General features: G+C 65.5%; 14 protein-coding genes. 2 read left to right on the top strand and 12 right to left on the bottom strand.

Annotated elements, in window-relative coordinates; genetic code table 11:
• Positions 1-36 precede the first annotated feature (36 nt).
• Both pdeM and AC58NV_RS08335 read left to right on the top strand, forming a co-directional pair.
• Positions 37-687, top strand: a complete 651-nt coding sequence (gene pdeM, locus AC58NV_RS08340) for a ligase-associated DNA damage response endonuclease PdeM (protein WP_497226711.1) — start codon at positions 37-39, stop codon at positions 685-687.
• 73 nt (positions 688-760) lie between these two features.
• Positions 761-1,168, top strand: coding sequence for a PaaI family thioesterase (locus AC58NV_RS08335; RefSeq protein ID WP_497226710.1), 408 nt, complete (start codon positions 761-763; stop codon positions 1,166-1,168).
• Between the two features lie 93 nt (positions 1,169-1,261).
• Here the strand turns inward: AC58NV_RS08335 and folD are convergent, their stop codons facing one another.
• The 12 genes from folD to tolQ all read right to left on the bottom strand — a co-directional run bounded on the left by folD (position 1,262) and on the right by tolQ (position 13,512).
• Positions 1,262-2,152, bottom strand: a complete 891-nt coding sequence (gene folD / locus AC58NV_RS08330; protein ID WP_366663600.1) for a bifunctional methylenetetrahydrofolate dehydrogenase/methenyltetrahydrofolate cyclohydrolase FolD — start codon at positions 2,150-2,152, stop codon at positions 1,262-1,264.
• A 36-nt stretch (positions 2,153-2,188) separates the two neighbouring features.
• A complete protein-coding gene (locus tag AC58NV_RS08325) occupies positions 2,189-2,494 on the bottom strand; it encodes a chorismate mutase (protein ID WP_497226709.1) in 306 nt (101 codons plus the stop codon).
• 58 nt (positions 2,495-2,552) lie between these two features.
• Entirely contained in the window at positions 2,553-4,229 is a 1,677-nt protein-coding gene (locus AC58NV_RS08320) for a formate--tetrahydrofolate ligase (RefSeq protein WP_497226708.1), read from the bottom strand.
• A 188-nt stretch (positions 4,230-4,417) separates the two neighbouring features.
• Positions 4,418-4,993, bottom strand: a complete 576-nt coding sequence (locus AC58NV_RS08315) for an MOSC domain-containing protein (RefSeq protein ID WP_497226707.1) — start codon at positions 4,991-4,993, stop codon at positions 4,418-4,420.
• A gap of 162 nt (positions 4,994-5,155) precedes the next feature.
• Positions 5,156-7,069 carry an ATP-dependent zinc metalloprotease FtsH gene (ftsH, locus tag AC58NV_RS08310; RefSeq protein ID WP_366661013.1) on the bottom strand — a complete coding sequence of 638 codons (1,914 nt, stop codon included), beginning with the start codon at positions 7,067-7,069 and terminating at the stop codon, positions 5,156-5,158.
• 78 nt (positions 7,070-7,147) lie between these two features.
• Entirely contained in the window at positions 7,148-8,401 is a 1,254-nt protein-coding gene (tilS, locus tag AC58NV_RS08305; protein ID WP_497226706.1) for a tRNA lysidine(34) synthetase TilS, read from the bottom strand.
• Positions 8,398-9,252, bottom strand: a complete 855-nt coding sequence (ybgF, locus tag AC58NV_RS08300; RefSeq protein WP_497226705.1) for a tol-pal system protein YbgF — start codon at positions 9,250-9,252, stop codon at positions 8,398-8,400. Before ybgF ends, tilS begins: the two co-directional genes overlap by 4 nt.
• Positions 9,253-9,256: 4 nt before the next feature.
• The gene (pal, locus tag AC58NV_RS08295) at positions 9,257-9,760 is read right to left on the bottom strand and encodes a peptidoglycan-associated lipoprotein Pal (RefSeq protein ID WP_497226704.1); all 504 of its coding nucleotides are present in this window, start codon (positions 9,758-9,760) and stop codon (positions 9,257-9,259) included.
• Between the two features lie 92 nt (positions 9,761-9,852).
• Positions 9,853-11,178, bottom strand: coding sequence for a Tol-Pal system beta propeller repeat protein TolB (gene tolB, locus AC58NV_RS08290; RefSeq protein WP_497226703.1), 1,326 nt, complete (start codon positions 11,176-11,178; stop codon positions 9,853-9,855).
• Positions 11,175-12,311: a cell envelope integrity protein TolA gene (gene tolA, locus AC58NV_RS08285; protein WP_497226702.1), complete on the bottom strand. Its 1,137-nt coding sequence runs from the start codon at positions 12,309-12,311 to the stop codon at positions 11,175-11,177. Before tolA ends, tolB begins: the two co-directional genes overlap by 4 nt.
• Before the next feature lie 15 nt (positions 12,312-12,326).
• On the bottom strand, positions 12,327-12,812 hold the full coding sequence (gene tolR, locus AC58NV_RS08280) for a protein TolR (protein ID WP_366661019.1): 486 nt from the start codon (positions 12,810-12,812) through the stop codon (positions 12,327-12,329).
• Positions 12,813-12,816: 4 nt separating this feature from the next.
• Positions 12,817-13,512, bottom strand: a complete 696-nt coding sequence (tolQ, locus tag AC58NV_RS08275) for a protein TolQ (protein ID WP_497226701.1) — start codon at positions 13,510-13,512, stop codon at positions 12,817-12,819.
• Between the last annotated feature and the right edge of the window lie 106 nt (positions 13,513-13,618).

Below are 13,618 nucleotides of genomic sequence, written 5' to 3'. Positions count from 1 at the left end.
CCTTGCTTGCCCGGCTGTGACAGATAAACCGGCAGTATGACCGGATACGACTTCCCCCTCGCAGGCGCCCGCCTCACCGCCCTGGGCAGCGGCGCCCTGTGGTGGGCAGAGCACCGCCTGCTCTGCGTCTCCGACCTGCATCTGGGCAAATCCGAGCGCCACATCCGGCGCGGCGGCAGCGCCCTGCCGCCTTACGAGACCCGGGACACGCTCGCCCGGCTGCAGGATCTTCTGCAGCAGACCAATGCCGGGACCCTGATCTGCCTCGGCGACAGCTTCGACGATGACGCCGCTTCCCGCGCTCTCACCGACACCGAACGCGGTCTGCTGTCCCTAGCGATGCAGAACCGCCGCTGGATCTGGATCGCCGGCAACCACGACCCTGCCCCGGCAGACCTTGGCGGTGAACAGTTGGCAGAGCTGCAGCTCGGTCCCCTCACCTTCCGCCACATCGCCGATCCTGCGGCCCGAGCCGAGGTCTCCGGCCACTACCACCCCAAGGCACGGGTGCGCAGCACCTCCCGCCCCTGTTTCCTGCTGGACCGGTCCCGTCTGATTCTGCCCGCCTTCGGCACCTATACCGGCGGCCTGCGCAGCACCGACCCCGCGCTTACCTCGCTGATGGCGCCGGGTGCTCTGGCGATCCTCACCGGCCCGCAGGTGCTGCCGGTACCGATGCCACGCTAAGTGGCGCAGCGTCACAGCCCCGTGGCGCTCCCTCAGCTTCTATGCTGGCCCCAGCAGCAGAAGGACACCAAAGATGGACCACCGCATCCGCAGCAGTTTCGCGAAGCAAAGCATGATGCAAACCCTGGGCGCAGAGGTCGCAAGCGTCGCGCCGGGCGAAGTGGTGATCACCGCCCCGATCCTGCCCGGCAGCCGCCAGCAGCACGATGTGGCCCATGCCGCGCTCAGCTTTGCCATCGGCGACACGGCCGCGGGTTATGCGGCGCTTACCTTGATGCCGGAGGACAGCGAAGTGATGACCGCAGAGATGAAGATCAACTTGCTTGCCCCGGGCGCAGGAGATTTCCTGCGCGCCGCCGGCAAGGTCATCAAACCGGGCCGCAGGCTTGTCATCGTCACTGCAGAGGTCCACGCGGTTACAGGCGAACACGAAAAGCTGGTCGCCCTCCTCCAAGGCACAATGGTGCCTGTCTCTTCCTGACGCCCCGCCGCCTCTTTTTCACCTTTGCAAAAAATACTCCCGCCGGAGGCGTCCGGCGGGAGCAATCTTGTTCCAATCTCAGCGGTCTGCGCTTCAGGCGGTGAGGCCTTCGGGCTCTGCCAGGTTGTGGGCGCGGCAGCAGGCGGTCACCGTGTTCGCCAGCAGGCAGGCGATGGTCATCGGGCCGACGCCGCCCGGCACCGGGGTGATGGCGCCGGCGCGCTCCGCGGCGGAGGCGAAGTCGACGTCGCCCACCAGCACGTTCTTGCCGTCGCGCTCGATCCGGTTGATGCCGACGTCGATGACGGTGGCGCCTTCCTTGATCCAGTCGCCCGGCACCATTTCCGGGCGGCCGACGGCGGCCACCACGATGTCGGCGCGGCGCACCACGTCCGGAAGGTCCTTGGTACGGCTGTGCGCGATGGTCACGGTGCAGCTGTCGCCCAGCAGCAGCTGCGCCATCGGCTTGCCGACGATGTTGGAGCGGCCGATCACCACCGCATCCATGCCCGAGAGGCTGCCGTGGTGGTCGCGCAGCATCATCAGGCAGCCCAGCGGCGTGCAGGGCACCATCGATTTCTGGCCGGTGCCCAGAAGGCCGACGTTGGAGATGTGGAAGCCGTCCACGTCCTTCTCCGGCGCGATCGAGTTGATCACCAGCTCCTCGTTCATGTGCTTCGGCAGCGGCAGCTGCACCAGGATGCCGTTGACCGCCGGGTCGTTGTTCAGCTGATCGATCAGCGCCAGCAGATCCGCCTCCGGGGTGTCCGCGTCCAGCTTGTGCTCATAGGAGTTCATGCCCACTTCGACGGTCTGCTTGCCCTTGGAGCGCACATAGACCTGGGAGGCCGGGTCCTCGCCCACCAGCACCACCGCCAGGCCGGGGGTGATGCCGTGCTCTTCCTTCAGCCGCGCCACATGCTCGGCCACCTGGCCGCGCACCTTGGCCGCAAAGGCCTTGCCGTCAATCAGAGTTGCTGCCATTGCTCTCTTCCTTTCCTGCGCAGGCGCTCGGCCTGCCTACTCTTCCCGGATCACCCGCGCCTCGCGGGCAATCGACCACTCCACCAGCTGCCGCCATAAGCGCTCGATCAGATCGGGGTCCAGCCCCTCCCCTTCCGCCGCGGCGCGGGCATTCATGACCACTTCCTCGACCCGGTCCGGGATCCGCGCGGGCCAGCCGTTCTGCTGCTTGAGCTGGACCGCCCGGTCGATATAGCCCGCCCGGACGGCCAGAAGTTGCACCAGCTCACTATCGAGCCTGTCAATTTCCGCGCGCAGCGCCTCCATCGAGGAACAGTCTTCCGGCGGTGTCAGCTTGGTCATGTCTTAAAACTCTTGCGGCCCGAGAAGGTCTCGGGCCGCAGAAAGCGCATATTGCGTCTTAGAACAAGCCTTCGATCTGGCCGTCCTCGTTCAGGCGGATGGTTTCCGCCGCCGGTTTGCGCGGCAGGCCCGGCATCGTCATGATCTCGCCGCAGACCGCCACGATGAAGCCGGCACCGGCCGACAGGCGCACTTCGCGCACCGGCACCGAGTGGCCCACCGGCGCACCGCGCAGGGACGGGTCGGTCGAGAAGGAGTACTGGGTCTTCGCCATGCAGACCGGCAGATTGCCGTAGCCGGCTTCTTCCCATTCCTTCAGCTGGTTGCGGATCTTGTTGTCCGCCAGCACCTCGTCGGCGCGGTAGATGCGCTTGGCGATGGTCTCGATCTTCTCGAACAGCGGCATGTCGTCCGGGTAGATCGGCGAGAAGTTGGCGGAACCGGCGTCGACGATCTCGACAACCTTCTCGGCCAGCGGCGCGGAGCCCTCCGAGCCCAGCTCCCAGTGGCGCGACAGCACCGCCTCGACGCCGTGGCTGGCGCAGTAGGCTTTGACCGCGTCAACTTCCGCGTCGGTGTCGGTCACGAAGTGGTTGATCGCAACCACAACCGGCACGCCGAAGGATTTGACGTTCTCGATGTGGCGGCCGAGGTTGGCGCAGCCGTTGTTGACCGCCTCGACGTTTTCCGCACCGAGGTCCGCCTTGGCAACGCCGCCGTTCATCTTCATCGCGCGCACGGTGGCCACCAGCACCACTGCGGAGGGTGCGATGCCTGCCTTGCGGCACTTGATGTTCATGAACTTCTCGGCACCCAGGTCGGCGCCGAAGCCGGCTTCGGTGACGACATAGTCGGCAACCTTCAGCGCGGTCTTGGTGGCGATCACCGAGTTGCAGCCGTGCGCGATGTTGGCGAACGGGCCGCCGTGCACGAAGGCCGGGTTGTTTTCCAGGGTCTGCACCAGGTTCGGCTGCATCGCGTCCTTCAGCAGCACGGTCATCGCGCCTTCGGCCTTGATGTCGCGGCAGTAGACCGGGGTCTTGTCGCGGCGGTAGGCCACGATGATGTCGCCGAGGCGCTTTTCCAGGTCCTTGAGGTCGTTGGCGAGGCAGAGGATCGCCATCACTTCCGAGGCCACGGTGATGTCAAAGCCGGCTTCGCGCGGGAAGCCGTTGGAGACGCCGCCCAGCGAGGCGGTGATGGTGCGCAGGGCGCGGTCGTTCATGTCGACCACCCGGCGCCAGGCGACGCGGCGGGTGTCGATGTCGCACTCGTTGCCCCAGTAGATGTGGTTGTCGATCATCGCCGACAGCAGCGAGTGCGCCGAGGTGATGGCATGGAAGTCGCCGGTGAAGTGGAGGTTCATCTCCTCCATCGGCACCACCTGGGCATAGCCGCCGCCTGCCGCGCCGCCCTTCATGCCGAAGTTCGGGCCCAGCGAGGCTTCGCGGATACAGATCATCGCGTTCTTGCCGATCCGGTTCAGGCCGTCGCCCAGGCCCACGGTGGTGGTGGTCTTGCCTTCGCCCGCCGGGGTCGGGTTGATCGCGGTCACCAGGATCAGCTTGCCGTCTTCCTTGTCCTGAACGGAGTTGATGAAGCTCTGCGACACCTTCGCCTTGTCGTGGCCGTAGGGCAGCAGATCGTCATTGGAAATCCCGATCTTCGCGCCAATCTCCTGGATCGGCTTCTTCTGCGCTTCACGCGCAATCTCGATGTCACTCTTGTAGCTCATGGCGAGGTTCCTGCTGAGTTTGCATACAATCGCCGGCACGGGAATGCCGGTTTGGCCGTAGACTTAGCCAAAATGCGGCAAAAAACGCGCGTGATTTCCGACATTATCACGCCTTGATGCGGCGTGGCTTCCTGCGCAGCCCCCTCCAGAGTTCCTTAAAGGAAACGCAATTCTCTGAAAGTGGGCGCTTAAGGCGCCCAGACGCGCTGATCGGGCACAAAGAGCGCGAATTCATCGCCCAGCGACAGGGTTCCGGGCCGTTCCACCCAAGCGGTGATTCCCCGGCGATTCTGTGCGGCCGGCTTGAATCGGGCGCCGAAGCCCGCGTGATCCTTCTCGATCTCCCGGCCCGGCAGCACGCAGGGGCGGTTTTCCATGTCCACTGTCAGAGTCACCCCGTCCGGCCCCTGCAGCCGCGAGGACGGCGGCACGAAGGTGAAATCCGGGATGCCGCGCACCACGATTGTGGCGCCAAGATGCGCTGGGTCGACGCTGTCCATCCCCATGCCCGCGGCGATCAGCGCCAGTTCCTCTTCCGACAGGATGGTCAGCTGGCGCACATTGCGGATTTCGGTGCCTTCGGGATGGAGGTTGCGCACCCGCACGCAGGAGGCACGGTTTTCGCCCTCATGGCGCTCGCCGGCAATCCCGGCAAATCCCAGGTCCAACTGGTCCGATGGCACCGCCTGCAGGCCGCTGCCGGCCGGCACGTGGCCGAGCCAGGTAATTTTGCCCGTATAGTCCGTTTTCCGCAGCACCGGCATGCCAGCTCTCCCTCGCGTATCCCTTTGACGTTCCGGCGAGCATACAGGCGGTGCGGGCCGGCACCAGTGGTGCCGCGATGCTTTTTTGTAATTTCGCAGTTCAGTGCTGGAAATGAAAACCCCCGGAGGCCAGCGGCATCCGGGGGTCAAAGCCTTGGGGTATCAGGCGGAAGGCTCAGGCTCCATGCCGCCTTCCGGCGGGGATTTCTTGGGCTTTGCCTTGGGGATCGCGGTGACCGAGGCATTGCCCTGATCCTCGCTGTCATCCTCGTCGTCGCCGGCCTGCGGCGGCTCGCCGTTCATCACCCGCTTGATCTCGTCACCGGTCAGGGTTTCGTATTCCAGAAGGCCCTGCGCCAGCCGCTCCCATTCCTCGTTCTTCGCCTTGAGGATCTCCAGCGCCTTTTCATAGCCCTGCTGGATGAAGCGTTTCACTTCTTCCTCGATCAGCTCCTTGGTATGGGCCGACACCGAGAAGCCGGCGGTATTGCCAGAGTAGCCTTCGTGGGCCTCTGCATAGTCGATGTTGCCGACCTTGTCCGACATGCCCCAGCGCAGCACCATGGCGCGCGCCAGCTGGCTGGCTTGCTGGATGTCGCCGGCCGGGCCGTTGGAGACGTGGTCCTCGCCGTATTTGATGACTTCCGCTGCCTTGCCCGCCATGGTCATCGCCAGTTTCTGCTGGCACTCATCGCGGTGGTAGTTCAGGCGGTCCATTTCCGGCAGGCTGACCACCATGCCCAGGGCGCCGCCGCGCGGGATGATCGTGGCCTTGTAAACCGGATCGCACAGCGGCAATTCCAGGCCGACGACAGCATGGCCGGCCTCGTGATAAGCGGTCTTTTCCTTCTGGTCCTGGGTCAGCACCATTGAACGGCGCTCAGCCCCCATCATCACCTTGTCCTTGGCCGATTCGAAATCCTCCATGGTGACAAAGCGGCGGCCGACACGGGCAGCCATCAAGGCGGCCTCATTGACCAGATTGGCCAGATCCGCACCGGAGAAGCCAGGTGTGCCGCGGGCGATGATGCGCAGGTCCACATCCGGGCCCAGCGGGGTTTTACGGGCGTGCACGGCCAGGATCTTCTCGCGGCCCTTGATGTCGGGGTTGCCGACGGTCACGTTGCGGTCAAAGCGGCCGGGGCGCAGCAGCGCCGGGTCCAGCACGTCCTTGCGGTTGGTGGCGGCCAGGATGATGACGCCTTCGTTGGCCTCAAAACCGTCCATCTCCACCAGCAGCTGGTTCAGGGTCTGCTCGCGCTCGTCATTGCCGCCGCCGTAACCGGCGCCGCGGTGGCGGCCGACAGCATCGATCTCGTCGATGAAGACGATGCAGGGCGCGTTTTTCTTGGCCTGCTCGAACATGTCGCGCACGCGGGAGGCGCCGACACCGACGAACATCTCAACGAAGTCCGAACCGGAGATGGTGAAGAACGGCACCCCAGCCTCGCCCGCGATGGCGCGCGCCAGCAGCGTCTTACCGGTGCCCGGAGGGCCAACCAGCAGAGCGCCCTTGGGGATCTTACCGCCCAAGCGCGAGAATTTCTGCGGGTTGCGCAGGAATTCGACGATCTCTTCCAGCTCTTCCTTGGCCTCATCGATACCCGCCACGTCGTCAAAGGTGACGCGGCCATGCTTTTCGGTCAGCATCTTGGCCTTGGATTTGCCGAATCCCATGGCGCCGCCTTTGCCGCCGCCCTGCATCCGGTTCATGAAATAGATCCAGACGCCGATCAGGAGCAGGAATGGCAACAGAGTGATCAGGAAGGACTGGAACCCCGACTGCTGCTGCTTTTCAGCCTGCACCGGGATGTTCTTCTCGATCAGAAGAGCGGTGACTTCGGCATCGGCCGGTTTGATGGTCACATAGTTTTGCCCGTCCGAGGTCGTGTAGCGTACCTGCTCCCCGTCCAGGACGACACGGCTGACCTTGCCGGTCTCCACCGAGCTGACGAAGTCCGAGAAAGTGCGTTCACGGCTCTGCATCGTGCTGCCGGAACCGCTGAACAGATTGAACAGCGCCAGAATCAGCAGAAACAGAACAACCCAAAAGGCGATATTGCGAGCGTTGCCCAAGGAAAGTTCTCCCTATCAGTTAGGCGCACCACTCAGGCCGCCTGCGTTGTGCTTAAAATAAGGATCATTCGGGCAGGTTCAATGCGATAAAAGGGATGCAAAGAACTCTTCTTCGTTTGCCACTGGTTCCGCCGTCCATCCATTGCCCAGTCCGGCAACCGGTGCAGCCGCCAGTTCGGCGCCGCGCCACACCGCCGGGGTGGACTCCAGAACGGTGCCGGGCACGCCAGTAGCCCGCCAGGACGGGCAATGAAACAACCCGTCGCGCCCCAGCGCGCGCACTTCGCAACCCTTTGCGTCGCCGCCGAAAACCTTCCACCTGCCATCCCAGACCTGGCCGGGAAGCGCCGTGACGCCCGCGACCGCCTTGGCTTCGCGGCAGATCCAGATCTGTTTCGAGGTCGTCAGCAGATGGCAGCCCGACACAGTCGCTGCGCCGCCGCTGCGCGCCGCCAGGACCGCGATTTCCATCGGCACCCGGCGCGGCGGGTAAGGGATGCCGGCCACCCATTGAATCGCCTTCACCAGCAGGCGGTAGCCGATCTCGCTGGGCAAGGTGCGGAACTTGCGCTGGCACAGGACCACGGCGCCGGCCTGCACATGGGCCAGGTCGCGGGCGGCCAGGAACACATACCAGTCCAGCGCCTCGCGTGCCTTGTTCATGTTGCCGGCCACCCGGGACAGCACCGTCGGCGTCAGCCCCAGCGGTGCCAGTTCCGCCAGCGCGCGCCGCGCCCGCACCCGTTCGTACCGCAAATCGCTGTTACTAGGGTCTTCGCACCACTCGATCCCGCGTTCCTGCAGATACTGGCGCAGCTCGCTGCGGGTCACCTCCAGCAGCGGCCGCAGCAGGGTGACGCCCTTGTGCACGCGGCGCGGCGGCATACCTGACAGGCCGGAGACACCAGCCGCGCGTGCCATCCGCATCAGCAGCGTTTCCGCCTGATCATCCGCGGTATGCGCAACACAAAGTGTGGAGATGCCGTTGCGCTTGGCCCAGCTGCACAGCAGATCATAGCGCGCCTTGCGGGCTTGGCCTTGCAAGTTCCCTTTGCCGGGGCCTTCCTCCCAGCGGATCACCTCATGGGGGATGCCGAGCGCGGCAGCAGCCTGGCCGGCCCATTCGGCCTCTGCCGCCGATTCCGGCCGCAGCCCGTGGTCCACCGTCGCCGCCAAGAGCTCAACCGGCTCGTCTTCGAAGGCTTCCTGCATCAGATGCATCAGCGCCATCGAATCGCTGCCGCCTGAGACGGCAATGCCGAGTTTGCCGGACATTGCAGGCTGGAACTGCCCGCGCAGCAGCCCCAGGATATCCCGCCGGAGCCCCGTCAAGAACAGCCCAGCTTGGCCATTTCCGCAGTGGCCTCGGCCTCCTGCGCAATGCCGGGGAAACGCACCCCGACCTCAGACAGCGTGACACAGGCCTGATCGGTCTGGCCCAGCCGGCCCAGGGCCGCGCCAAGCTCAAAGAGCGCCTTGGGTGCCACCGGCCCCGCGGAATTGCCGGTGAAAGCCGCCAGATAGGCACGCGCCGCTTCGCGGGTATCGCCCAGCCCGTCCAGCGCCTTGCCGCGGCTGAATTCGGCGGCCGGGGCCAGCGGGCTGCCCGGATAGGCCTGATTGAAAGCGGCGAATTTCTCCGCCGCGTCCTGATACAGACCCTCGGCCAGCAGTTTTTCAGCGGCATCGAAATCCGCCTGCTCGCCGATGGCCAGCTCACCGCCTGCGGTTTCGCCGCCTGCGGCCGCGGCGCCGGTCCCGTCCGCAGCGGGCAAAGCCCCGGTGCCGACGGCAGAGGGCAGCTCGCCTCCGCCCAGCGTGGTTGTTTCCTTCAGCGCGCCGACATCGCCGCCTTCCAGTTCCACCAGGCGGAACTCCAGGTCGCCGATCCGGTTGGTGCCATCTGTGACAATCCGGTCGATCCGGTGGTTCATCTCTTCGGTCTGCAGCGTCAGCCGCTGCAGTTCGCTCTCAATCGCGGCGACCCGGTCCAGAACCGTGTCCTCCGACACATCCGCCGAGGGCGCACCTGTCGTCGACATCTCCCGCTTCAGCCGCTGGATTTCCACATGCAGAACGGTCAGCTCCTGACGGATGTCCGCCAGCGTCTGCTGGTCCTGCGCCGCCAGCGGCAGCGGCAGCAGCATCACGGAGGCCAGAAGAACGGTGCGCAGGCGTTTCATGACCTTACCCCGTCAGCCCGCCGGCCAGCACGGTGACCGCGCGGCGATTCTTGGCGTAGCAGGCTTCTTCCGAGCAGATCTCCAGCGGGCGCTCCTTGCCAAAGCTGACGACTTTCAGGCGGTGGCCTGCAACGCCTTGCGAGATCAGGTATTCCCGCGCGGCATTGGCGCGGCGGGCGCCCAGGGCCAGGTTGTATTCGCGGGTGCCCTGCTCATCGGCATGGCCTTCGATGGTAACGACGTAATCGGCGTTCTGGGTCAGCCAGCGCGCCTGGCCCTGCAGGATGCCCTGCGCTTCGGGCGACAGGTTGGACTGGTCCACTGCAAACAGCACCCGGTCGCCGACGGTCTGCTGGAAATAGGCCGGGCTTGCCGGCTCCAAGGCCCCTGCCCCCGCGCCGCCGCCTGCGCCGGCACCGCCGTTGGCCGTGTCATCCCACCGGTTGTTGCTGCAGGCCGCAAGGCCCAGGACGGCAACAGCCGCAATTGCCATTTTCAAACCGCTCATGTCGTCTGCCTATTCCTTTTGCGTTTCTTGCCCGGAAGTTAACATATGCCCGGATCAGGTTCCATGCGGGTATCCCCGCCTTATCGATTCAATTAATTCTGCAATGGAGACCAGGCCGGGTCCGAGGCCCCGTCCGGTGTTTTCACAGGTTTCAGGTTCCGCCCGGTGATGTCCACCGAATACAGCAGTGCCCGCCCGGCGCTGCCTTGGCTCTCGCGGGTGAACATGATCACCCTTCCGTTGGGCGCCCAGGTCGGGCCCTCATCCAGGAAGGAGGCGGTCAGCAGCCGCTCCTCGCTGCCGTCGGTGCGCATGACGCCGATGTGGAAGCGGCCCTTGTTCTGCTTGGTAAAGGCAACCATGTCACCGCGCGGCGACCACACGGGGGTGCCATAGCGCCCCTGCCCGAAACTGATCCGCCGCGCCTCGCCGCCGCCTGCCGGCATCACATAGAGCTGCTGGCTGCCGGAGCGGTCGCTTTCGAACACGATCTGGCTGCCGTCCGGCGAGAAGGACGGCGCGGTTTCGATCGAGGGGGCCGAAGTCAGCCGGGTCTTGGCGCCGGTGTTGATATCCATCGAGAACAGGTCGGTGTTGCCGCCCTGGGTCTGCGAGTAGACAATCGTGCGCCCGTCCGGCGCAAACCGCGGCGCAAAGCTCATGGTGCCGTCACCGCTGGACAGCACCTTGCGCTGCACCTGGCCCACGTCCAGCACATGGATCTGCGGAAAGCCGCTCTCATAGCTGGTGTAAAGCACCCGGTCGCCGGTGGGCGAGAACCGCGGCGCCAGAACGATGGAGGCGCTGTTGGTCAGGTACTGCACATTGGCGCCGTCGTAATCCATCACCGCCAGCCGCTTGCGGCGGTCGTTCTTGGGGCCGCTTTCGGAGACATAGACCACCCGGCTGTCGAAATAGCCGCTTTCGCCGGTGATCCGGCTGTAGATCGCATCCGCCACCTTATGCGCCATCCGGCGCCAGCCGTCGGTGGTGCCGTTAAACTGCAGCCCGGTGCCCAGCTCCTTTTCGGCAAACACGTCATGGCCGCGGAAGCGCACCGTCAGCTGGTTGCCGTTGACGCTGACCGCGCCGGTGATCAGCGCTTGGGCATTCACCGCCTTCCAGTCGGCATATTTCACCGGGTTGTCGAACCCCGTGATCTTGGAAATATGGGCGCTGGCCGGCACTTCCCGGAACAGGCCGGTGCCGCTCAGATCCGCCGCAATCACCCGCGCGATCTGTGCGGCATATTCCGCCGCTGCCGGAGTTTCCGGCACGAAATCCGGCACCGCATAGGGCAAGGGCTCGATCACGCCCTGGTCGATCTCGATGCGAAGCGGGCCATCCTGAGCCATGGCCGCGCCCGCGCCTGCCGCTGCTGCGGCACCGATCAGAAGGGCTGCCAGTATTTTCCTCATTTGATCCGCATCCTTTCGGGATTGAATGTCATCTCAATATCGCGCCATTGCGAATATTTTTCAGGGGGAAGCTGAAAGCCTGAGGACCCGCAGCGGATAATCGCCCGCCGGGCCGCCTCATAGGCCTGTTTCGCCGCCGTGGAAGAGCCGCCGGTGCTGGACAGCATCCGGATTGACCCGGTGTCCGGGGTGCCGTCCTGAGACAGCGATACGCTAACAACCACGGTGGTCTTCAACGCATCGGTGGACAGGGAGCCGACGTTCCAGCAGCGCGAGACCTCGACCCGCAGCGCGTCCTTTTCTCCCAGCGTCAGCGGCGGGCCGGAGGATTCCGGCGCCTCCACATCGGCGCCGCCTGCCAGCGCCTCGGCCAGCGCATCGGCAACCGCATCGGCAGTGTCCGCCTGCTGCGTCTCTGCCGGTTCGGCGGGCTGGGCTGCTTCGGTCACTTGCGGTTCCGGCTCCGGCTGGGGCCGGGCGGGCCGGGTCTTGGGCCGTTTCGACACGGCCGGCGCGGCAGAGGCTGCGACATCCTCGCCCTCGTTCTCCTCGGTCACGATCCGGTCGCTGGCAGCCTCGCGCGCGGTGGCTTCCTGCACCTCCTGCTCGGTCTCGGCACCTTCTTCCGGCGCGACCTCGGGCTGGACGATGTCATCGATCTTCGTGTCCGGCTCCGGCGGCGCAACCGGTTCCGGCGCCACCCGGTCGACCGGGCGCGGCGCGGTTTCGGGACGCAGCTGCGGCACCAGCGAGGCCACATCCGGCTCTTCCGCCGCAGACGGCAGCTCAATCGGCACCTCGGGTTCGGGTTGCGGCTCCGGCAGCTCGGTTACCTGCGGATCCGGCTCGGCCGGTTTAACAGGCTCAGGCCGGGTGATCTCCGGCTCCGGGTCCGGTTGCGGGGCAGGCTCCGGTGCGGGCTGCACCACGGCGGGCTCATTCAACGGCGCAGGTTCAGGCGCCACCTGCGGCGCCTCACGCTGCTGGCTCAGCTTCTCGAACTGCTCGGAGGAGATCAGCGCCACCTGCTGCACGTTGGACGGCAAGGGTTCGGACGGGAACCAGGCGCCAAAGACGACCCATCCCATCAGCAATCCGTGCCCGGCAAGTGAGATCCTGGTTCCGGTCTGCACCGTCCGCGTCCCCGCCTATTGCCCTGCGCCCTGCCGCCCGTCCAGCGCCGGGCCGCCTGTGTCGGTGACCAGCCCCACGTTGGAAAAACCGCCCGCATTCAGCGCGCCCATCACTTGCATCACGTCGGCATAGGCGATCTTGCCGTCGGCGCGCAGAAACACCCGGTCCGAACTCCGCTCTGCCGCAATCGCCCGCAGTTTGGGCACCAGCTCGTCGCGCGCCACCGGCGTGGTCTGGATCTCGACCCCGCCCTCGGCGGTCATGGTGACGGTCAGCGGCTCTTCCTCATCGCCCGGCAAGGCTCCGGCTGCGGTCTTGGGCAATTCCACCGGCACGCCCACGGTCATCAACGGCGCCGCCACCATGAAGATGATCAGAAGCACCAGCATGACGTCCACAAAGGGCGTCACGTTGATTTCCGACATCGGCCGGCCGCGGCGGCGGCGGCGGCCCCGGCGGCGGTCGCCGCCGCCCGAAGGCTGCTGGACTGCGGCACCCATGGCCTCAGGAATCCAGCTGGCGGCTGAGGATGGTGGCGAACTCATCGGCAAAGGCCTCGTAGCCGCCGATGATGCGGTCGCTGTCCGCGCTCAGCTTGTTGTAGAAAACCACCGCCGGAATTGCCGCCAGCAGGCCCAGGCCGGTCGCCATCAGCGCCTCGGCAATACCCGGCGCCACAACGGCCAGGTTGGTGTTCTGCTGCTCGGCAATCTCGATGAAGGCAGTCATGATGCCCCAGACGGTGCCGAACAGGCCCACGAAAGGCGCGGTGGAGCCAACGGTCGCCAGCACCGACAGCCCGCCCTGCAGGCCTTCGGTTTCCTTGGCAATGGCGACATCCATCGATCGGTCGATACGCGCCTGCGCGCCGGGGATCAGCCCGCCGTCGCTGCGGTGGCTGCGGCGCCACTCGCTCATACCGGCAGAGAAGATCCGCGCCGCCTGGCCCGAGGGTTCGCCTCCCAGCCGCTCGAACAGCTCATCCAGCGGATTGCCGGACCAGAACGCCCGGTCAAAGGCATCCGCTTCCTTGCGGGCAAGACGGTAGTTGATGGTTTTCTGGATGATGATCGCCCAGGACCAGATCGAGGCCCCCACCAGCATCAGCATCACCAGTTTCACGGTCACGGTGGCCCGCGCGAAAAGGCCCCACATGGAGAAATCAATCTCCTGCGCCAGCGCCAGAGTTTCTGCTTCCATTAGCCTGCTCTATAGATGTCCCGGCCGTTTATCCGGCCTTATTTGGCAAGACGCTAGCGCAGTTCAATGGCAAAGGCCAACAAAACAGGCGGTTCAGCGCCAAATG

The sequence above is a fragment of the Leisingera sp. ANG49 genome, assembly GCF_059694505.1.
Note: the sequence above shows the minus strand (reverse complement) of the source record. Positions and strands in the feature narration are given on the sequence as shown.